Below are 18,421 nucleotides of genomic sequence, written 5' to 3'. Positions count from 1 at the left end.
CAGAGAGGCGGTACAGCCATGCCCGGAAACCTTCAGGGCTTCACCCCGGCGGACCTGGCCAGGCTGCGGTCCGTGCAAACCAGCCAGGGTCGCACCGCGCCGCGCGTGGTCGAACGCCGTGTCGGGCTGCGCATGGTGCGCCTCATCCGAGAGGTGACCGACTCCGGCGCCACCATCACCACCCGCGAATACCACGCGCGCCGGAGCGACCACGTCGACGTCCACGTCCACGCCCCGCTCATCCGCGGGGCCCTTTTCCGGAAGGCAGAAGCATGACGAGGGTGCGAGGAAAAGCCAGAGCGCAACTGGAGCTGGAGGTGGCCCTGGAGGTTGAACAGGAACGCCTGCTCGACGCCAAGCAGGCGCACACCGCCAACCCCACGGAGGAGACCTGGGCGGCCATGCAGGCTGAGATGGAGTCCCTGGCGGAGACCAGGACCTGGTTGCGGGCCGTCGACGGCATCCGCCAGGCCGAGGCGGAGATCGCGCGGGACCCCGGCAGCGAGCAGGCGAAGGTGGCCGAATTCCGCCTCTCCCAGCTGCAGCGGGATTTCGGGCCGCTGATCGCCGCCATGCAGCAGCTGGCCAGCGGAGTAGGAGGTGGTGTCTGATGGCATGGTCTGCAAGTGGCCTCATGGTCGCTTCCCACGTCAACAAGTGGGGCCCCGCCCAGCTGGCCACGGACCTCACCTCGGCGACGGATCTGAAGGCCGCCTTCTGGGGCAGCGGAGTGACCCCGAACTTCAACACCGACCTCGCCTACGGCAGCGGGCCGTGGAACTCCGGTGAATGCTCCGGTGCCGGGTATACGGCGGGCGGCATCCTCGTCGCCGGCACCACCCTCGTAGCCGCGGCCGGCTCGATGCGGTTCGACGCGGACAACTTCTCCATCCCGAACAGCACGATCATCGCCGAAGGCTACCTGCTGTACGACCACGCGCATTCTGATCGCGCCCTGGCCGCCGTCTGGTTCGGCGCCCCGAAGGAAACCCAAGACGGCACGATGCTGATCACGCATAACCCGGCCGGAATCTACGAGCTCGACCTCACCCCGTAAGGAGGGCGTATGGCAACCGTCAAGCACGTCCTCGTCGCCGGGGAGTCCCTGGGCGGTTCGGCGGGCATCGCCCCGGTGGACGTCATCCAAGGGACTGCCTTCCCCGTTGAGCGGATCCTGTTCGACGCCTCCCTGGATGAGGCCCGGTTCTTCAAGCTGACGGCCGACAACTACGGCAGCGGCGACTGGACATTCAAGATCCGCTGGTATGCGGTCAACGCCACCACCGGCACGGTCCGCTGGGAGATCGCGATGGCGGCGATCACCCCGAAATCAGCTGCGGTCAACGTTGAAACGAAGGCCTTCGCGGCGGCCGTCATCGTTGATGACGCGCACCTGGGAGCCACCTCCAAGCGCCTGCATGAGGCGACGATCGTCGTCACCGGGGCGAACCGTGATGGCGTCGCTGAGGGTGACGACGTGCGTATACGTCTACGCCGGATCGGCTCGCACGCCGTGGACACGATGGCCAACGACGCTGCGGTGACCGAGGTTCGAGTTTCCTACAGCGACACCTGATCGGAGGGTGACCTGTGGCGCTTCGCGCAACGGCTGCCGGCCAGCACCGCACCCGCACCGTTTCCCTCGGCAACCAAACCCGGTGGTCCGTCAGCGGTTGGTTCAAGATCAGCGTAAATCGGAACGACTGCGCCACCATGTGGTGCTGGGACGATAACCGTCCCGGGACGGGCGATGGGCAAGGCGCCTACCTGCAAACCGCCGATGACGGCAGGACGCTCGAATTCGCGTCCTACCGTGTCGTGGGCGGCACCGGTCCCTTCGTCGCCAAAGGCACCCGCCTCCTGACGGTCGGCACCTGGTATTACGTCGGCGTATCGGTGAACGGCGGCACCGGTGTCATGGTCACCCGCGCCGCCACCGACACGACGTTTGCCGTCACCACGTGGACGGACGGCATCACCGCGGGCATCAACCCCACCACCATGCGGCTGGGCGAGTCCGTCTACGGGGGGGAGTGGCTCGACGGGTCGATCGCCGCCGTCAAGTGGTGGACGTCCAACCTCACTCAGGCGGAGTTGGAAACCGAGGCGTGGACCACCACACCCCGCCGCACCGACGGCCTGCACGCCTGGTATCCGCTCAGCCAGGTGGAGAACGTCGACTACTCCGGCAACGGGCAAACCCTGACCGGTACCGGCGGGGCGACGGAGGACGGTCCGCCGATCGCGTGGCGGCCCGCCCGGCGGCGCATCATCACCCGACTGTCAGTCAACACTGACACGTCCCCGCCCCCCATCCTGGGCGTCACGTCCATCCCCTCCCCGGGCGTTTCGCTCGGCATCACCCGTCGGCCGCCCCTCGTGCAGGGTGCCGCGAGCGTCCCAACACCGGACGTGTTCGTCGGGTCCAGCCCGCCGACGAATGTTCGGCCCGACCTCGTCCGCGGCGCCGCCAGCATCCCCCGGCCGACCGTCGCCACAGACAAGAACGTCACCCTCACCCCCGCCCTGCTGGTCGCCCGGGCGGCCATCCCCGCGCCTGCCGTGAAGGTGCCGATCAACGCCGGTGACGACCTCATCGCACCCGGCATGCTGTCCTTCAACGGCTTCGTCATGGGCGGCCCGGGCAGCCCGTACCGGTGGCAGCGGCTGACCGGCGCGTTCGTCGACATGCCCGCCATCGACAACGGCAACGTGCCGCACCCGTCCGCACCCGGAGCCATGTCCGGGCAGAAACTCGCCCAGGCCCGCATCATCAATCTGGAGTTCACCGTCCGCGGCCGCCGCGAAGAAATCGAGCAGATCTCATTCGACCTCCTGGCCGGGCTCCCCCTACCTGACGACGACGGGGAACTCCCGTTGGCGATCCGGGTCGGCGACAAGATCCTCGTCGGCAAAGGGGCCTGCCTGAACCGGCAACTGCCGATCGACAAGAACTTCCGCGTCGGCCTCGCCAAGGGTGCCGCCATGTGGGAGCTGTCCAACCCCCGCCTCTACTCCCGGGAGTTGCTGACCGCGGTCGTACCGGACGGCGGCACCGTGGAGGTGTGGCATGCGGGCAACACGTCGACGCATCCGCTGATCCGCTGTCCCGGCCCAGCCAACGGCCCCGAGCTGGTGATCGAGCGGGTACTTGACGACGGCTCCGACGATATGCGGGTCGTCGGGTTCGATCTTGAGGTCGAGGTCGGGCAGACGCTGATCATTGACCCGATCAACGGCAACGCGTCCATCGGAGACGACGACAAGATCGACGCGTTGACTGACGAGTCCATCGGCGTCCCCGACTTCGTGCTCGGCCGCGACGAGAGCAGCATCTCCTACAGCACGCAGGGCGGCGGCGCACCACCCGCCACCGTCCTGTGGCGGCACGCCCACAACTGACCGGACAGGAGGCCCATGCCTGCGACTCTACGGACCGCTGCCAACGGCAACCTGCTCCGGACCGTTGCCGTCGACACGCCGCCCGGCACCAAGGTAGGCGACTACCTGTACGCGCTGCATGTCGGGTTCGGCGGCGACCTGGGCGGGATGACGGCGCCCACCCCCGGCGAGTGGACGCTCATCGCGTCCAACACCTCCGGCCCGGAGCGCATCCACACCAAGGTGTGGCGCAGCGTGCTGACGCGTGTGGCGCCGGAGTACACGGTGGGTCACGCGGCGGAGGGTGCGCTCACCCTGCTCTCCGTGTCCGGCGCCGCGAGCACCCCTCCTGTTGTGGTGGGCGACGCCGCCGCCCTGTCGCTCGGCAAGGCGTACGCGCCGCCCGCCACCCCGCTCACCCCGAACGGGTTGGAGATCCGCTGGGTGGGCGCGCTCGCGTCCGTGCCCGCCCCTCCCACCTGGGGGGCGCCACCCGCCGGGTACGACCCGATGACATCGGCGTGGAGCGGGCGGTTCGTCGTCAGCGCGGTCACCGCCCGGCGTGTGACGTCGACGACGCGGTTGCAAGAGTTGGCGTTCACCGCTCCGAGCGCGACGAACGCGCACGCCTACACGATCATCATCCCGTCCGCGGCCGGCACGTCCGGGCCGCCCCCCACCCCGCCGTCGTTTCCGGCGTTCACCCCGATCCGCGGCCTCGCCCGGATGCGGTACCGGGTGCATGACGCGTTGACGGGCGCCTACCGGGGGGAGCTCACCCCGGACAACGTCACCTTCGACCGCCGGGATGGGGAGGCGGGCGGCTTCTCGGGCTGGTGCCCCATGTCGAACCGGAAAGAGGCCGACAAGCTGGCCCGCATCATCCCGAGGGATCCGGCCGACTTGCGGTCTGGTCCTGGCCGCCTGGTGGTGCACTGCTGGCGGGGTGGTGTCCTGTGGGGCATCTACTGGCTGCACACCGCCGAGATCATCAAATCATCCAGGCTTGGCCTGGGCATCCAACTGCAGGGCAGCACCCTGGACGCCTACATGGCGTCCGTCGCCCTGGAGGAAGACGTCCTGTTCGAGGGTGATCAGATTCAGAACGCCCGGGACCTCATCCAACTGCTCGGCCGAGACCCGAGAAGCAACATGGGGTTCGGGTTGACTGGCGGCATCTCCGGCGTGGAACGACCCCTTGAAGCGAAGCAGGCGGACAACACCACGTTCGGCCGGGTGCTCCGCGACTACGCCAGGACCGACGGCGGATTCGGCTACGTGATCAACCCCACGATCGTGGGCGGCGCGATCGAACGCCGCTGGGTGTGGGGCTCCCCCACCTTGGACTTCCCCAACCTGAAGGTCACCTTCACCGAGGGCCGCACCGGCGGCGAAGTCACCGACTGGAAAGAGATCCGGTCGGCCTTGCGCGGCGGCACCCGGTGGGGAGCCATCGGCGGCATCCCCGAGTCCGAAGACGCCACCGAAGACCGGGTCGCGGTCCGCTCGAAGCTGTTCGAGACGCCGCACCTGGCCGCGGGGTGGCCACTGATAGACCAGCGACTCACTCACCCGTCCGCGACGACGGACCTGTCGGAGCTGGAGCGGTACGCCCAACGGTACGCGTCCACCGCGGCCGGCGCCCCGAGAGTGTTCTCCGCGAACGTCATCCTCGGCCGGTCCAGCTCCTTTCACCCGAACATGATCGGAGGGTACGTGCGCTGGATCATGCACAACGACTGGAACCCCATCACCGCGGAGGGTGGGGCGAGCCGCAACGACTCCCAACGCCTCCTCGGCTGGGCCCTCACCCCCGCCACCCGCGGCTCCGGCAAAGACAAGCTGGAGCTCATCACCGAGCAGCCGGGGGTGGGCGCATGAGCATGCCCGACCCGTTCCCAGTGGACCAGAACCGCATCATCCAAGCGCTGGAACGTCGCGTCGCCGACCTCGAAGCCCTGGTGAGGCAGGCGAAGGGCACGCCGATCGTGCAGGCGTCCGGCCCGTTCTTCCTGCCCAACTCCGGCACCCCGGCCAGGCCGTCCGGCGGCCCGGTCATCTACGGGTCCGGCGGCGACTTCCGTGTGATCACCAGCAGCGGGCAGGTGAAACAGATTCCCGCCCAGGGGCCGAGCGTGCCGAACCCGGTGATCAACCTGTTCAACCCGCCGGCCAACTATGACCAGGCGCATATCCGGACGATCACAGACACCTGCGAGTCGCTGGCCAACTCGTATACGGCATTGCTCCAGTCGTTGCGCCTCCCCGGGATCATCGCCCCCTGACCCTCCCCCATGCTGCCGTCGCCTGATCGGGGGGAACAGGCGACGGCACCCCCAACCATCCCCCACGGAGTGCGCATGTCCCTGGACCCGCTCGGCCCCGTCCAAATCGGAGCCCGCGAGATTTACGACCAACTGCTCCAGACGGACCGGAAGGTCGACGCCGTGCGTGGAGAGGTAGCCCAGGTGGCCCAGGCACACGGGGAACTCGTCAACGACCTCACCGACCACGAGTCCAGGATCCGCGCTCTGGAGCGGAGCCGGTGGCCTCTGCCGTCCCTGGCCGCCTTGGTCGCGATCGCCTCGCTGATCCTCGCCGTCTTGTCGTTCACCCGAGGAGGCTGACCATGGCTCGCATGCCGGATGCCGACTGGAAGCCCATCAGCATCAACCACACGGTCGGCGGCCAGGTCGAAGTCCGGGGAGTCGTGATCCACATCATGGCCGGCACCCTGGCCGGGACCGACAGTTGGTTCCGCAACCCGGCCGCACAGGCCTCCTCACACTTCGGCACCGGCAAGCAGGGTGCGCTCGTCCAGTGGGTCGACACCAAGGATCGATCTTGGACGCAGGCCCTCGGCAACCGCTCCTGGATCAGCATCGAGAACGAAGGCAAGGGCGGCGACGAACTCACCGACGCCCAGCTCGACGCGAACGCCCGCGTCCTGGCGTGGGCGCACACCGAACACGGAGTCCCCCTCCAGCTCGCCGACGACCCCACCGGCTACGGGTTGGGCCACCACTCGATGGGCGGCATCCCGTGGGGCAACCACCCTCACTGCCCCGGCCCGCGGATCATCATCCAGAAGTCGGAGATCCTCCGCAGAGCACGGGCCATCGTCAACGGCTCCCCCGCCACCGTGGCCGGGCCTACACCGTGGCCCGGGCGGATGCTCCGCTACACGACGGGCAAGCCGCTCATGTACGGCCAGGACGTCCGCGTCTGGCAGGCCGCACTGATCCGGGCGGGTTACGGATCTGTCGTGATCGACGGTTCGTTCGGCCCGCACACCCGCACCGCCACCAGAGCGTTCCAGCGCGCCGCGGGCCTGGTCGATGACGGGATCGTCGGCCCCCTCACGTGGCATGCCGGAACCCGATAACCATCCCCCTTGAGTCCTTGGAGGACCCATGCATGACCTGATCCTGTCCTGGGTGCGCACCGCGGTCCCCGCCGGTGTCGGCGGCCTGGCCGCCTGGCTGGCCACGAAGGGCGTCGACGTCGACCCGGCGGATGCGCTCGCCGTGGGTGCCGGTGTCGGCGCGGCCACGACCACCGTCTACCAGGTGACCGTGTCCACCCTGCAGCGGAAGTGGCCGCTCATCGGCATCCTGCTCGGCTCCACCCGGATGCCGACCTACCAGGAGGGCGCCCACCCGGGCGCGCACGCTGGCAGGGACCTGCACAACCTGTAGACGTACGGACCCCGTACGCGTACGGTGGTGACCGCGTTTCGCCTGGAAACGAAAAAGAGCCCCCGCTCATCCTCTTCGGAGGGTGGGCGGGGGCTTCTTTTGCGTTCCTGGCTACCGCTCGGCCACGAACGATCCCATGCCGGGCGTGGTGATGATCAGCCCATCCTCGCGGAGTTTGGCGGTCACCTTGCGGATCGTGATGCGGGCGACCCCGAACTCAGCTTCGAGTTGCACCTCGGAAATGAGGCCATTCGGCGGGTACTCGCCGGTCTCGATGCGGTGTTTGACCACGTCATAGATCTGTCGCCACTTCGGTTGGGTGGGGTCATACTCGAACACGATCATGACTGTACGTAGGACCCGAGCGTCATTCATAGAAGCCCGTATCAGCTCATAGCTATAGACAGGCATGACTAGGGAAACGTACGGTGACCTTGAGAGCCCTCAACGTGACGAGCCCGCCACGACGCTGTGAACGCCGGGCGGGCTCTTGATCAGGAATCGAGGTCCTGACCCATGACCAACGATACGACCGAAGCCGACACCACGCCCCCACCAGACGACGGCCCCACCTTGTCGATCGAGGCGGCGCTCGATCACATCGTGGCCGTCGCCACCGCGGCCCTCCAGCGGCACCGGGAATCCGGATGATCAGCCAACGCGAGACAGCACTCAAGCTCGCCCGCCACTGGGGCCTCACCCGCGAAGACCTCGACGCCGTAGCCGACACCCTCGAAGTGGAGCGGGTGACCGACGAGGAGTGGGCGGAGATGCACCGTGACGCCTGAGGACATCGACCGCATGCACGCCGCCGCTCTGAAACGCGGCTGGGACCCGGAACGCCTCAACGCGCTTCGCAAGGCGGCGCTAGAAGAAGCCGGCGACTGGGAGTACGCGGCCAGATGGGCCACCCGGCAGCAGAACCTCGCCGAGTACTACGCGGACCTGCGCGGCGACCCCCCTCCCAGCCGGTACTAGACCTCCCTGCCTGCCCACTCCGAATGGGCCAGCGGCAGAGAGAACGATGGCCCCGCCCCCGTCATGGAGGAGGCGGGGCCATCACCATCTACCCAGGGCCTACCGCGGCACCTCCCCCTTACCACCGCAACGACGGCACGCACCGTACGCCGACCCGTTCCAACCCGACATCTTCTTGCCCGGGTGCCGGCGACAGGCCGGACACTTCTTGACCGGGTGCCGGCGACGATCCCAAGACCACCAGATCGCTGCCGCCACCATGCCGACGAGGATGAGCTCCATGCGCGGTTCCGCCTCTCTACAGCCCTCCCAGGGCCGGTTTCAGGGGGTGAGGGAAAGAGGTCTACCGCCCCTACCGTGCAGGTCGCAGACGGTAGAGGCGGGGTAGACCCCGGGCGGGCGGTAGACGCCCGGTAGAGCCGTTCTCAGACCCGGGTGAGCGCGTTCTCAAGGTCCTGGCGGCGGTACCCGTTGCGGTTGCGGCCGTCGATCACGACCTGACCCGGGGTGATGCCGTACGGCTTCAACACCTCGGCCACCCGGGCCGGCGCCCACCCGTCTCCGAGCGCCTCGACCAGGTCGACGGTGTGCAGCCTCTCGGCTTCACCGAACGCGGCCAGGACCAGCTCCACCGGATCCTCAACGACCGCGGCCGCCGCCTCCCGGTCGGGCAGGGCTCCGGCCGCACGACGCAGCTCGTAGGCGACATCGGCGACCGCGACCAGATCCGGGTCATCCAAGAAGTAGGAGCGCAACTTCCCCGGGTCGGACCCGTCCGCGTCCAGAATCCCCACACCGCGGTGAGAGCGGGGGATCTCCGAGCAGTTGTAGCCGGCACCCGCCGCACCCTGCCCGAGCACCGCATTGGATGCGGTGGTGTCCGGGCAGCGCATCCCCCACCGAAGCGAGCACACGCCCTTGAGCGGGCCGGGGATCGCATCGGTGGTCATCCGCTGCGTGGCCAGGATCAGCAGCACACCCGCGGCCGGACCCCGGGAAGCGATGTCCACCATGAGAGCGACGATCTCCTCACCCTGCGGGGAGGTGACGTAGTACCGGGTCTCGTCGACGATCGTGAGTTCGATGTCGACGCCGAACTGGCGGCACAACGCGGGGGTGAGTTTGGTGGAGCCGCCCGCCTCGTCAAGCAGGTCGAAAACGTGCTCCATCTGCGCCTGCATCTTCTTCAGGTGAGTGAGCAGGCCGACGGCGTTGCGCTTCTCCGCGGTGTGCGCGATCCGCCGCCACGGCCGGTGATCCCCGGCGCCCTTGCCGTCCCACAGGTGGATCTTCGGTGTGACCGCCAGGGCGGCCGCGGCGATGATCCCGTTGACCGCGGCGGACTTCCCGGCGCGCGGCTCCCCGGCCACCAGGAGCGAGGCGTCGACGAGCCGTAGGCGTTCCTCGCGGCCGCGGCCGTTGATCCCGGCGGGGATGCCCGCCCAGAAGTCGAGCGGCTCGGTACGGCCGATCAGCGGGGACCGGTACAGCTTGAGGAACGGGTCGGCGGCCGCCACGAAGATGGTCAGGTGTCCGGCGTGGGCGTCGACGAGCTCGAACACCACCTGGGTTTCACCGACGCCGAGCGCGGACGCGAAAGCCCCTTCCATGCCGAGGCATTTGCGGGCGAGCTGGCCGGGCGGCAACTGCAGGATGGTGGACCAGCCGCCGGGCTCGGCCAGCACCGGGGAAGCCAGCTTCATCCCGTCTGCCCGCCCGAGCTTGGCGGCGATGGCCGCGCGGACCACCATGTCCTCCCCGGGCGTCTTCTTGCTGCCGAGGCCCGGGAACTTCAGGGGCACCGGCCGGTCCTTGATGCGCTTGCGCACCTCGGCCACCGTGCCGACGGACACGACAGCACCGGCGGCCAGGAGCGCAGCGGATCCGCCGGTCACGTACGCGCCCGCGGCGGTGCCGATCACGTAGCCGGTGCCGACCCACCAGGCCGTACGGCGCCGCCGGGTCCGTACGGACTCCAGGAACTTGAGGTCGTCCGTCTGGGCGTAGTCGGCCGCCTTGATCCACTGCCAGTACGTGCGGCCGAGGAGTGCGGTCCCGGCCGCCGGCGCGGTGGCCGTACGGTAGGCGACCCGTACGGTACGGGCCCCACCCTGCCGTACGGTCCGTACGGCGGACCGGACGCGTACGGCCGTACGGGCTCCCGTACGGGGCCGCTCCCAAAACTCGGCGGGCGTACGGGGCCGTACGAAGGTGTCGCCCGTACGGTCCGTACGGGGCTCATCGAGGACGGTCATGCCGCCACCGCCGTCTCCGTACGGAAGACGTTCGTGCGGGCGGCCCGTACGGCCTTCTCACACCAGGAGCGGCGCCGCCCCGTACGGGCCATCAGCACCTCGTAGTCCGGGCCCCACCGGTCGCCGCGCTCGGCCGCGGCCAGGATCTCCTGAGTGATCTCCGCGACGAACTCCTCCCGGTCGGCCAATACCGGCGTCTCCGTACGGGCAGGGCGCCGTACGGGCTGCCTCTCCGTACGGGTGGCCGGGAGGAACGCGAACGCGCGCCGGATGGTACGTACGGGCGCAGCGGCCGGGCCCGTACGGAAGACGAACGTACGGCGGGCCGTACGGGGCTCCTCCGTACGGCCACCCGAGCGGAAGGTGAACGCCCGCCGGATCGTGCGGGGCTCCTCCGTACGGGGGGCCGTACGGAACACGTACGTACGGGCCGTACGGCGTGCAGGCTCCTCCTCCGTACGGTCCTGTACGGCCGCCGCGTCGTACGCCTTCCGTACGGCTTCGGTGATCTGCAGGCGGAGCGTGGTGACGGCTTCGGCGGCACAGAACACCATCGCGGGCGGCACGGAGTGGAGGAGGATCGCCGCCGGGTCGAGCGCAGTCCACGCCTGCCAGGTGTTCATCCCGTACGTGAGGAGGAGCGCCGTCCACTTCGTACGGCGCACCCATCGGCCGGCGACGACTTCGTGGCGGGCGATGACCTGCTCGCCCAGGAGGACGCCGACAAGGACGAGGGACACCATGGGGTCGAGCAGCCAGGCGATCCACCACAGGATGGTGAACGGCGTCTCGTCGGCCGCGGCGAAGTTCTGGACGTTGGCCATGGTGAAGGCGAGGCCGAGGATCAACCCGGTCCAGATGAGCCAGTCGACGCGGGCCCGCATGCGTTCGATGCGGTAGGCGATGACGTCGGGGTTGGTGTCGTAGGCGCGGACGTCAGCCGCGGCCTGGGCGGCCCGGGCGAGCTTCTCCGCTTTCGTCCGCTTACCAGCCGGGGTTGGCACGGATGCGGGCGCACGCATATCGTTCTTCATGTTCGGACTCCAAGTCGCATTTGGATGTCTGAGCTGGAAGAACCCCCATCCGGCGCCAACCGGGTGGGGGCCTTCTTCGTTTATGGGGGATGTCAACGGTCTGGTTGGTGTGGCGATGCAGATGGTGCTACACCGCCACACCTGTCCCGATTAGACCACAACCGCTATGCCCTGCTCTACACAGCGGGGTACAGCAGTGCACGTCTACGCGGTGAGATGTCCGGCAGCATGATCACCTAACCTGCCGTCCATGATCGAATGGCGCGCCGACCTCCCCCGTTGGCAGCAGGTCGCGACCGTCCTCCGCAGGCGGATCGAGTCGGGCGAGTACGCTCCCGGCCGGCTGCTCTCCGAGCGCGCCATCACCGAGGAGTTCGGGATCGCCTACACCACGGCGCGGAAAGTGACCGCCGGCCTACGCGCGGACGGCCTGATCTACACCCGGCCCAGCCTCGGCAGCTTCGTCGGCCCGGAACCCGCTGACGACGAATGACGGATCCGTCATCGCCCAGATTCATGGTCTGAGCTGGGAAAACATGACTTTCTCGGTCGAGCCTGTGACGGATGACAGTTTCCCCCCGGTTCCCCCCTTACGTGCGTACGCGGGCGCATGCGCGCACACATGTAAGGCGTTCATACGGGAGAACATGTCACATCTGTCATCCGTCACAGGCGGCCTGATCTCACCCCGACGACCGACCAGTTATCGGCCATCCCCGAAACCACCACGGCGAACGTCAATAACCGCCTGACCTGGTATTCCGCGCCGTCTCGACGATCCCACGTGATTCCGCTTTACACAGGCGACAAACGACCAGGACAGATTAGGCTTCGCGCACAGGTGCGCACGCGGTAAGTCCCTATCACGCCGGATCGAGTCCTTATTCCCGCCGGGCTCCGGCGGAGTGTCGTTTCTTGCCCGATCGTCCCCGATTGCCGGAACAACAAGGTTGTTAGGATCATCAGATGACTCACGCCGGCGCCGAACGCGCCGCTCTCGGCGACCTGTTCGTCCAGCTCGGCCCGGACGCCCCCACGCTCTGCGAGGGCTGGACCACCTTCGACCTCGCCGCCCACCTCGTCCTGCGCGAGCGCCGCCCGGACGCCGCCGGCGGCATCGCGCTCAGGCCGCTGGCCCGGTACACCGCCTCCGTGCAGGAGTCCCTGAAGGCCAGGCATGGTTACGCGGGCCTCGTCGAGCTGGTCCGTTCCGGCCCGGCGGGGCTCTACCGCCTGGTGCCCGGCGCGGACAGCGCCGTCAACACCCTGGAGTTCTTCGTCCATCACGAGGACGTACGGCGGGCGCAGCGGGTCTGGGAGCCGCGCGAGCTCCCGGCCGACCTTGAGGAGATCTTCTGGAAGCGGCTCCGCACCGGCAGGCGGCTGTTCCTGCGCAGGTCCCCGGTCGGCGTCGTCCTGCACCGCATCGGCGGCGGCGGCGTCGCCCTCGGCGGAACCAGGGACGCTCCGGTGGTCGAGGTGACCGGCACGGCCGGTGAGCTCCTGCTGTTCTGCTTCGGCCGCCAGTCCCACGCCAAGGTCGGCCTCACCGGCCCCGAGGACGCCGTGGCCCGCCTGATGGACGCCCGGCTGGGCGTCTGAGAGGACTCGGTCCGGCGTCAGACGGCAGGAGGGCCGGCCGTTCCGCGACGTCCCGGCCGCGCGGCGCACACCGTACGGCCCGCTCGAACGGGGCGTCCTCTCTCAGGATCCGTCCGATCCCCCGCCCTCGCCCGGAGCGTCGAGGAACAGCCGGGCCGAGGCGTTGCTCTGCGCGATCCGGCGCAGGGAGGCGATCAGCGCGTCGCCCAGGGAGGTCCCGACGACGACCAGCTCGACCATCTTCTCCGGATCCGGCCTCTCGGCCACCGCCGCGAGGTCGGCCTCCGCGATCCGCGCGGCCGCCTCGGCGTACTCGTCGAGCCGGGCGAGGACGCCGTCGTAGCCCAGCCCGGCGAAGGTGAGCAGCACGCCGGTGACGGTCCGCATCGCCGGACTGTCGGGATTCTGCACCCAGCCGTGCCGGGCGATCAGCTCCCCGGCCTGGCGCGCGGCCGTCTCCCACTGCTCGCCCTCGCCGGGCTCACGTCTGGGTGTGACGGCCTTCTGCGCGGCACCGAGCTGGTCGTGCAGGCCGCGCCCGGGATTGTCGAGGTGTTCCAGCAGAGTGCGGATGTCGGCGATCGACAGGCCCGCATAGTCGGCCATGGCCCGCACCAGTTGTATCCGGCGCACGTGCTCCTGGCCGTATCTCGCCTGGTTGGGGCTGGTACGCTCCCCGCCGGGGAGCAGTCCCTCCCGCAGGTAATACTTGATCATCGGCACGGAGACGCCCGTCGCCCGGCTCAGCTCCGCCATCCGCACAGCTTTCCTCCTCTTGTCGTCCGGCTCTTGTGGGCCGGCGAAATCTTAGCTATAGATAACAGATAAATCCGTTATCTATACGGGAGATCCCATGGCCCGCTGGCACCGTCCCCTCCTCCTGTTCTCCGCGCTCATGGCCGTCCTGGCCGCCGTCTCCCTTGGCGGGCTCCTCCTCGACGACCGCGTGCTGGACGGCATGCCCATCTGGGCCAAGCCACTGAAGTTCAGCGTCTCGCTGGGTGTCTACGCTTTCACGTGGGCGTGGCTGCTGTCCCTGCGGCTGCGGGCCCCGCGCTGGGGCTGGTGGCTGGGCACCATACTGGTGATCACCAGTATGGTCGAGATGGCGATCATCTTGGTCCAGGCCGTGCGCGGACGGCGCAGCCACTTCAACGTCTCCACCGCACTGGACTCCTCCCTGTACTCCATCATGGGCACCACCATCCTCGTTCTCATGATCGCCAACTTCGTGGTGTCGATCCTGGTGCTGCGCGAGCGCCAGGCCGACCCGGCCTCCACCTGGGCGATCCGCCTCGGGCTGGCCGTCTCCGTCGTGGGCATGGCCCTGGCCTACCTGATGGTCCTGCCCACCGCAGCCCAGCTCTCGGACGCCGTCATCACCACCGTCGGCGCCCACAGCGTGGGCGTCGCCGACGGCGGGCCGGGCCTGCCGCTGCTCGGCTGGAGCACCACCGGCGGCGACCTGCGCATCCCGCACTTCGTCGGCCTGCATGCCATGCAGGTCCTGCCGCTGCTCGCCCTGGCGACGGGCCGCGTGCGCGACCAGGCCGCCCGCCTGCGCCTGGTACTCGCCGGCGGAGGCGGTTACGCCGGGCTCGTGGCCCTGGTGACCTGGCAGGCGCTGCGCGGCCAGCCGCTCCTGCGCCCCGACGCCCTCACCCTAGCCGCGGCCGGACTGCTCCTGGCCGCCGTCGCGGCGGCCGCGCTGCCCGCACTGGCCGCCCTGCGCACCCCCGCACCCGAGCGCGCCGAGACCAAGGTCCCCGCGGAGCTCTGACCGGACCCCTGTTTCAGCCCGGCTTCCTGGCCGGGCCCCTTCCGGGCTCTGATGATCGTGGTGCCGGCCTGGCCCCGATCTCGCTCTCCCCCTAGCCCTACCGGTATATCTGGCAATGAGGGTTGGACAGAAGCGCCTCTCCCCCCGCACGATAACGGAGGTGACCCATGCCAATTCGGCGATCTGACCATGGGTCGCCCCGGCCGGACAGGTATGATCAACAAAATCCGGGAGCCACCCGGGCCGAAGATGCCAAAGGTCCTTAAAATCCGGGTATGTAAGGCTGGGACTGGAACCGCAGGAGGCCCCCATGCAGGTCAAAAAGGTCGCTACCTACGTAGCGGTGGCGTTCGTGGCCTTTTATCTGTTCACCAAGCCCGCCCAGGCGGCGGACGCGGTGACCGGAGTCTTCGACGGGATCGTGAGGGGAGCAGACCAATTGGCCCTGTTCTTCACACGTGTGCTGAGTTGACCATCGGCGGAGGTTCACTCCGCCCCTGACCTCCATCGCCGACCTTTCTCCCGGCGCTCCCGCCCGATCCACGCGGGAGCGCGCAACCACCGCAAGCCGAGCCACAACGCAATGTGCTTTCCCTGCCTGCGCGGACGTGTTACGCAGAGAACATGGGAGATCGCCACAACGTCATCGGGGTTCATCGGCTCGGCCCAGCGGGCCTCCGCGCCGTCGAGCACGCCGAGACAGAACGCATCGAACTGATCCGCTTCCTCTACGCCGACCACGGCGGAGTGATCCGGGGCAAGGCCGTCTCCCGCTCCCGGCTCGCCGAACGGCTCACCACCGGCATCGGGCACACCGTGGCCATGATGGCGATGAACATGCTCGACCAGCTCCAGGACGTCGAGCACCTCGGCCCGGTCGGCGAGATCCGTCTCGTCCCCGACCCGGCCACCTTCGTCACCCTCCCCTACGCCCCCGGCGCCGCGGCCATGCTGTCGGACCTGCGCCGGATCGACGGCTCCCCCTGGCCCTGCTGCCCCCGCACCTTCCTGCGCGAGGCGATCACCGCCCTGGCCGCCGAGGGCCACGTCGCCGTCGCCGCCTACGAACCCGAGTTCACCCTCGGCCGCCGCGTGCCCGCCCCCGACGGCGGGCTGGACCGGCTGATCCCCCTCGACGACAGCCTCTGCTACGCCACCACCGGCTTCGACCAGGCCCACGACTACACCATGCGCCTGGTCAACGCCATGGAGACCCAGGACCTGCGGGTCGAGCACTACCACCCCGAACTCGGTCACGGCCAGCAGGAACTCTCCATCCACCACGCCTCCGCCCTACGCGCCGCCGACAACCAGGTCCTCTACCGCGAAACCGTCCGCGGCGTCGCCCTCGGCATGTCGCTGTGGGCCTCCCTCGCCCCCAAACCACTCGCCGGCCAGGCTGGCAACGGCGCCCACCTGCACCTGTCCCTGTGGGATCCCGAACTGCGGGTCAACGCCTTCAGCGACCCCGCCGGCCGCTACGGCCTGTCGGCCCTCGCCTACCGTTTCATCGGCGGCCTGATCGCCCACCTCCCGGCGCTCACCGCGCTGACCTGCGGCTCGGTCAACAGCTTCCGGCGGCTGGCGCCGAGGATGTGGTCGAGCGCCTACGTCTGCTACGGCATGGACAACCGCGAGGCCGCGGTACGGATCTGCTCCCCGACGGGGCAGAACACCGAGGCGTCGGCCAACCTGGAGTTCAAGCCCTCCGACTCCTCAGCCAACCCCTACCTCTCCCTCGGCGCCGTCCTGCACGCCGGCCTGGACGGCCTCCGCCGCGGACTCGACCCCGGCGAGCCCGTCGACGTCGACCCCGCCACCCTCCCCGAGGGGAGCGTCCCCCGCCTCCCGACCTCCCTGGACGAGGCCCTGGACGCCCTGGAGGCCGACGACGTCCTCATGGACGCCCTCGGCCCCCTGCGCGCCGCCGCCTACCTCGCCGTCAAACGCTCCGAAGCCCGCGCCTTCGCCACCCAGGACGCCGCCTACGAACTGTTCCACCACTTCCGCGTCTTCTGAACCCGCTCTCATTCCATGGCCACCGGCATCCGGGCTGTACCGGGTGGCCCTTCCCCCAACGGTCACCAGGCGAGACACTCCGATGACCGGAACCGGTCGCCGGATCACGACATCGGATCGCCGTCGAACATCAAGAAGTCATCAACCCTGACTCACGGCAGCAGTATGCCGAGACACAAGCGAGATGTCGATCTCCAGCGGTCACAGAAGATCGCCGGAACCCCCGACCGGCCCTGTCACCTCGGTTTTTCGGCGACCGCCGAAACAGCACCCGATCGCCTTTCTGGCCCACGAGGCCCGACCTAGCGTTTTCCGTTGTGGATCCCACAACGGAATCCGCAACGGAGAGGAAGAGCGATGATCCGGATCTCGAAGAAGGTCGCCGCAATGGGACTGACCGCGGTCGCGATGGCCGCGGGAACGCTGGCGACCGCCACCCCCGCGTCGGCCGCCATCTACGGCGCGCAGTGCGGCAGCGGATACAGCGTCGTCAACCAGCTCCACCTCCCCGACAGCCGGGGGACGGTGTTCCTGACCTACAGCTCCGCCACCGGCAAGAACTGCGTGGTCGCGAAGCGGAACACCTCCGGCTCGGCCGTGCTGATCGAAGCGGGCCTCTCGGTCAGCCCCGCCGGAAACCACTGGGACGTCTACCAGGGCGACTACTACACCAGCTACGCCGGTCCGATCTACCTGTCCGCGGCCGGCAAGTGCGTGGACTGGATGGGCCGCATCAGCGGCACCGAGGGCGGCAAGCGCGGAACGAACTGCGGCTGACGCCCGGCCTGTGCGGCCTGGCCGTACCGGAGAGATCCGGCACGGCCAGGCCACACGCTTTCCACCCGGCCCGCCACAGCGCGGGCCCAGGAAAACACGGCTTCCCGGGACAACACGGCCTCAGCGCACAGGATGTCCCGCCGCGCGGAGCGTCTCCTTCACCTCGCCGATCTTGAGCTGCCCGAAGTGGAACACCGACGCCGCCAGCACCGCGTCCGCCCCCGCCTCCACGGCCGGCGGAAAGTCCTCCAGCGACCCGGCCCCACCGCTGGCGATCACCGGGACCGACACCACGGCCCGCACCGCCCGGATCATCTCCAGGTCGTAACCGTCACAGGTGCCGTCGCCGTCCATCGAGTTGAGCAGGATCTCCCCCGCCCCCAGCTCCGCGCCCCGGCGGGCCCACTCGACCGCGTCGATGCCGGTGCCCCGGCGACCCCCGTGGGTGGTCACCTCGAACCCGGACGGCGTCGGCGGGCCGCCGACCACCCGGCGGGCATCCACCGACAGCACGACGCACTGCGCGCCGTACCGCTGCGACGCCTCGGTCAGCAGCTCCGGCCGGACGATCGCGGCGGTGTTGATGCCCACCTTGTCCGCCCCGGCGCGCAGCAGCCTGTCCACGTCCTCGACCGTGCGCACCCCCCCGCCGACCGTCAGCGGGATGAACACCTGCTCGGCCGTCCGCCTGACCACGTCGTACATCGTCGACCGGTCGGAGCTGGAGGCCGTGATGTCGAGGAACGTCAGCTCGTCGGCCCCCTCGGCGTCGTAGCGGCGGGCCAGCTCGACCGGGTCTCCGGCGTCGCGGAGATTCTCGAAGTTGACACCCTTGACGACCCGCCCGGCGTCCACATCCAGGCAGGGGATCACTCGTACCGCGACACTCATCTCTCT

General features: G+C 69.0%; 24 protein-coding genes. 19 read left to right on the top strand and 5 right to left on the bottom strand.

The window, feature by feature from the left end; translation table 11 throughout:
- Positions 1 to 18 precede the first annotated feature (18 nt).
- The 10 genes from ACIN94_RS07300 (at position 19) to ACIN94_RS07255 (ending at position 7,079) form a co-directional block, all read left to right on the top strand.
- Positions 19 to 276 (top strand): hypothetical protein, encoded by a 258-nt coding sequence (locus ACIN94_RS07300; RefSeq protein WP_400700764.1) that lies wholly within the window; start codon positions 19 to 21, stop codon positions 274 to 276.
- Positions 273 to 611 (top strand): hypothetical protein, encoded by a 339-nt coding sequence (locus ACIN94_RS07295; RefSeq protein WP_400700761.1) that lies wholly within the window; start codon positions 273 to 275, stop codon positions 609 to 611. Before ACIN94_RS07300 ends, ACIN94_RS07295 begins: the two co-directional genes overlap by 4 nt.
- Positions 612 to 634: 23 nt before the next feature.
- Entirely contained in the window at positions 635 to 1,057 is a 423-nt protein-coding gene (locus ACIN94_RS07290; RefSeq protein ID WP_400700758.1) for a hypothetical protein, read from the top strand.
- A 9-nt stretch (positions 1,058 to 1,066) separates the two neighbouring features.
- Positions 1,067 to 1,576: a hypothetical protein gene (locus ACIN94_RS07285; protein WP_400700755.1), complete on the top strand. Its 510-nt coding sequence runs from the start codon at positions 1,067 to 1,069 to the stop codon at positions 1,574 to 1,576.
- A 14-nt stretch (positions 1,577 to 1,590) separates the two neighbouring features.
- On the top strand, positions 1,591 to 3,402 hold the full coding sequence (locus tag ACIN94_RS07280) for a LamG-like jellyroll fold domain-containing protein (RefSeq protein ID WP_400700752.1): 1,812 nt from the start codon (positions 1,591 to 1,593) through the stop codon (positions 3,400 to 3,402).
- 15 nt (positions 3,403 to 3,417) lie between these two features.
- Entirely contained in the window at positions 3,418 to 5,262 is a 1,845-nt protein-coding gene (locus ACIN94_RS07275; RefSeq protein WP_400700749.1) for a hypothetical protein, read from the top strand.
- Positions 5,259 to 5,666, top strand: coding sequence for a hypothetical protein (locus ACIN94_RS07270; RefSeq protein WP_400700747.1), 408 nt, complete (start codon positions 5,259 to 5,261; stop codon positions 5,664 to 5,666). Before ACIN94_RS07275 ends, ACIN94_RS07270 begins: the two co-directional genes overlap by 4 nt.
- Before the next feature lie 75 nt (positions 5,667 to 5,741).
- Entirely contained in the window at positions 5,742 to 6,008 is a 267-nt protein-coding gene (locus ACIN94_RS07265) for a hypothetical protein (RefSeq protein ID WP_400700745.1), read from the top strand.
- A gap of 2 nt (positions 6,009 to 6,010) precedes the next feature.
- Positions 6,011 to 6,766: an N-acetylmuramoyl-L-alanine amidase gene (locus tag ACIN94_RS07260; protein ID WP_400700744.1), complete on the top strand. Its 756-nt coding sequence runs from the start codon at positions 6,011 to 6,013 to the stop codon at positions 6,764 to 6,766.
- Positions 6,767 to 6,794: 28 nt separating this feature from the next.
- Positions 6,795 to 7,079: a hypothetical protein gene (locus ACIN94_RS07255; protein WP_400700743.1), complete on the top strand. Its 285-nt coding sequence runs from the start codon at positions 6,795 to 6,797 to the stop codon at positions 7,077 to 7,079.
- Positions 7,080 to 7,190: 111 nt separating this feature from the next.
- Here ACIN94_RS07255 and ACIN94_RS07250 read toward each other — a convergent pair whose 3' ends face one another.
- Positions 7,191 to 7,418: a GntR family transcriptional regulator gene (locus ACIN94_RS07250; protein ID WP_400700742.1), complete on the bottom strand. Its 228-nt coding sequence runs from the start codon at positions 7,416 to 7,418 to the stop codon at positions 7,191 to 7,193.
- Between the two features lie 177 nt (positions 7,419 to 7,595).
- On the opposite strand from ACIN94_RS07250, the gene ACIN94_RS07245 reads away from it, so the two are divergent.
- The 3 genes from ACIN94_RS07245 to ACIN94_RS07235 are packed head-to-tail and all read left to right on the top strand — an operon-like array spanning position 7,596 to position 8,057.
- A complete protein-coding gene (locus tag ACIN94_RS07245; protein WP_400700741.1) occupies positions 7,596 to 7,730 on the top strand; it encodes a hypothetical protein in 135 nt (44 codons plus the stop codon).
- Positions 7,727 to 7,867 carry a hypothetical protein gene (locus tag ACIN94_RS07240; RefSeq protein WP_400700740.1) on the top strand — a complete coding sequence of 47 codons (141 nt, stop codon included), beginning with the start codon at positions 7,727 to 7,729 and terminating at the stop codon, positions 7,865 to 7,867. Before ACIN94_RS07245 ends, ACIN94_RS07240 begins: the two co-directional genes overlap by 4 nt.
- Positions 7,857 to 8,057: a hypothetical protein gene (locus tag ACIN94_RS07235; RefSeq protein ID WP_400700739.1), complete on the top strand. Its 201-nt coding sequence runs from the start codon at positions 7,857 to 7,859 to the stop codon at positions 8,055 to 8,057. Before ACIN94_RS07240 ends, ACIN94_RS07235 begins: the two co-directional genes overlap by 11 nt.
- Before the next feature lie 425 nt (positions 8,058 to 8,482).
- Here ACIN94_RS07235 and ACIN94_RS07230 read toward each other — a convergent pair whose 3' ends face one another.
- Positions 8,483 to 10,312 (bottom strand): hypothetical protein, encoded by a 1,830-nt coding sequence (locus ACIN94_RS07230; RefSeq protein ID WP_400700738.1) that lies wholly within the window; start codon positions 10,310 to 10,312, stop codon positions 8,483 to 8,485.
- Positions 10,309 to 11,346, bottom strand: a complete 1,038-nt coding sequence (locus ACIN94_RS07225; RefSeq protein ID WP_400700736.1) for a hypothetical protein — start codon at positions 11,344 to 11,346, stop codon at positions 10,309 to 10,311. The genes ACIN94_RS07230 and ACIN94_RS07225 overlap by 4 nt, the downstream gene beginning before the upstream one ends.
- 250 nt (positions 11,347 to 11,596) lie before the next feature.
- Between ACIN94_RS07225 and ACIN94_RS07220 the strand changes: the two genes are divergently transcribed.
- Together ACIN94_RS07220 and ACIN94_RS07215 are read left to right on the top strand one after the other, a co-directional pair.
- Positions 11,597 to 11,839, top strand: coding sequence for a winged helix-turn-helix domain-containing protein (locus ACIN94_RS07220; protein ID WP_400700734.1), 243 nt, complete (start codon positions 11,597 to 11,599; stop codon positions 11,837 to 11,839).
- Between the two features lie 473 nt (positions 11,840 to 12,312).
- Entirely contained in the window at positions 12,313 to 12,948 is a 636-nt protein-coding gene (locus ACIN94_RS07215) for a TIGR03085 family metal-binding protein (protein WP_400700732.1), read from the top strand.
- Positions 12,949 to 13,050: 102 nt separating this feature from the next.
- On the opposite strand, the gene ACIN94_RS07210 is transcribed toward ACIN94_RS07215, so the two are convergent.
- On the bottom strand, positions 13,051 to 13,704 hold the full coding sequence (locus ACIN94_RS07210; RefSeq protein WP_400700730.1) for a MerR family transcriptional regulator: 654 nt from the start codon (positions 13,702 to 13,704) through the stop codon (positions 13,051 to 13,053).
- Between the two features lie 97 nt (positions 13,705 to 13,801).
- On the opposite strand from ACIN94_RS07210, the gene ACIN94_RS07205 reads away from it, so the two are divergent.
- The 4 genes from ACIN94_RS07205 to ACIN94_RS07190 all read left to right on the top strand — a co-directional run bounded on the left by ACIN94_RS07205 (position 13,802) and on the right by ACIN94_RS07190 (position 17,524).
- Positions 13,802 to 14,728: a hypothetical protein gene (locus ACIN94_RS07205; protein WP_400700728.1), complete on the top strand. Its 927-nt coding sequence runs from the start codon at positions 13,802 to 13,804 to the stop codon at positions 14,726 to 14,728.
- Positions 14,729 to 15,038: 310 nt separating this feature from the next.
- Complete coding sequence (locus ACIN94_RS07200) at positions 15,039 to 15,200, top strand: hypothetical protein (protein WP_012889618.1); 162 nt, start codon at positions 15,039 to 15,041, stop codon at positions 15,198 to 15,200.
- A 152-nt stretch (positions 15,201 to 15,352) separates the two neighbouring features.
- Positions 15,353 to 16,747, top strand: coding sequence for a glutamine synthetase family protein (locus ACIN94_RS07195; RefSeq protein ID WP_400700726.1), 1,395 nt, complete (start codon positions 15,353 to 15,355; stop codon positions 16,745 to 16,747).
- A gap of 357 nt (positions 16,748 to 17,104) precedes the next feature.
- Positions 17,105 to 17,524, top strand: a complete 420-nt coding sequence (locus ACIN94_RS07190) for a spore-associated protein A (protein WP_400700724.1) — start codon at positions 17,105 to 17,107, stop codon at positions 17,522 to 17,524.
- Between the two features lie 120 nt (positions 17,525 to 17,644).
- Here ACIN94_RS07190 and hisF read toward each other — a convergent pair whose 3' ends face one another.
- Positions 17,645 to 18,415 carry an imidazole glycerol phosphate synthase subunit HisF gene (hisF, locus tag ACIN94_RS07185; RefSeq protein WP_400700722.1) on the bottom strand — a complete coding sequence of 257 codons (771 nt, stop codon included), beginning with the start codon at positions 18,413 to 18,415 and terminating at the stop codon, positions 17,645 to 17,647.
- Between the last annotated feature and the right edge of the window lie 6 nt (positions 18,416 to 18,421).

The sequence above is a fragment of the Streptosporangium sp. NPDC087985 genome, from assembly GCF_044741965.1.
Classification (GTDB): domain Bacteria; phylum Actinomycetota; class Actinomycetes; order Streptosporangiales; family Streptosporangiaceae; genus Streptosporangium.
This window is presented reverse-complemented; position numbering and strand designations above follow the sequence as displayed.

Bases quoted from the DNA above. Each gene is read 5' to 3' on its own strand.
- ACIN94_RS07220 (WP_400700734.1), top strand. From the start codon at position 11,597: ATGATCGAATGGCGCGCCGACCTCCCCCGTTGGCAGCAGGTCGCGACC.
- ACIN94_RS07245 (WP_400700741.1), top strand. From the start codon at position 7,596: ATGACCAACGATACGACCGAAGCCGACACCACGCCCCCACCAGACGAC.
- ACIN94_RS07275 (WP_400700749.1), top strand. From the start codon at position 3,418: ATGCCTGCGACTCTACGGACCGCTGCCAACGGCAACCTGCTCCGGACC.
- ACIN94_RS07295 (WP_400700761.1), top strand. From the start codon at position 273: ATGACGAGGGTGCGAGGAAAAGCCAGAGCGCAACTGGAGCTGGAGGTG.
- ACIN94_RS07240 (WP_400700740.1), top strand. From the start codon at position 7,727: ATGATCAGCCAACGCGAGACAGCACTCAAGCTCGCCCGCCACTGGGGC.
- ACIN94_RS07215 (WP_400700732.1), top strand. From the start codon at position 12,313: ATGACTCACGCCGGCGCCGAACGCGCCGCTCTCGGCGACCTGTTCGTC.
- ACIN94_RS07205 (WP_400700728.1), top strand. From the start codon at position 13,802: ATGGCCCGCTGGCACCGTCCCCTCCTCCTGTTCTCCGCGCTCATGGCC.
- ACIN94_RS07290 (WP_400700758.1), top strand. From the start codon at position 635: ATGGTCGCTTCCCACGTCAACAAGTGGGGCCCCGCCCAGCTGGCCACG.
- ACIN94_RS07265 (WP_400700745.1), top strand. From the start codon at position 5,742: ATGTCCCTGGACCCGCTCGGCCCCGTCCAAATCGGAGCCCGCGAGATT.
- hisF (WP_400700722.1), bottom strand. From the start codon at position 18,415: ATGAGTGTCGCGGTACGAGTGATCCCCTGCCTGGATGTGGACGCCGGG.
- ACIN94_RS07270 (WP_400700747.1), top strand. From the start codon at position 5,259: ATGAGCATGCCCGACCCGTTCCCAGTGGACCAGAACCGCATCATCCAA.
- ACIN94_RS07300 (WP_400700764.1), top strand. From the start codon at position 19: ATGCCCGGAAACCTTCAGGGCTTCACCCCGGCGGACCTGGCCAGGCTG.
- ACIN94_RS07260 (WP_400700744.1), top strand. From the start codon at position 6,011: ATGGCTCGCATGCCGGATGCCGACTGGAAGCCCATCAGCATCAACCAC.
- ACIN94_RS07195 (WP_400700726.1), top strand. From the start codon at position 15,353: ATGGGAGATCGCCACAACGTCATCGGGGTTCATCGGCTCGGCCCAGCG.
- ACIN94_RS07210 (WP_400700730.1), bottom strand. From the start codon at position 13,704: ATGGCGGAGCTGAGCCGGGCGACGGGCGTCTCCGTGCCGATGATCAAG.
- ACIN94_RS07285 (WP_400700755.1), top strand. From the start codon at position 1,067: ATGGCAACCGTCAAGCACGTCCTCGTCGCCGGGGAGTCCCTGGGCGGT.
- ACIN94_RS07255 (WP_400700743.1), top strand. From the start codon at position 6,795: ATGCATGACCTGATCCTGTCCTGGGTGCGCACCGCGGTCCCCGCCGGT.
- ACIN94_RS07190 (WP_400700724.1), top strand. From the start codon at position 17,105: ATGATCCGGATCTCGAAGAAGGTCGCCGCAATGGGACTGACCGCGGTC.
- ACIN94_RS07200 (WP_012889618.1), top strand. From the start codon at position 15,039: ATGCAGGTCAAAAAGGTCGCTACCTACGTAGCGGTGGCGTTCGTGGCC.
- ACIN94_RS07230 (WP_400700738.1), bottom strand. From the start codon at position 10,312: ATGACCGTCCTCGATGAGCCCCGTACGGACCGTACGGGCGACACCTTC.
- ACIN94_RS07225 (WP_400700736.1), bottom strand. From the start codon at position 11,346: ATGAAGAACGATATGCGTGCGCCCGCATCCGTGCCAACCCCGGCTGGT.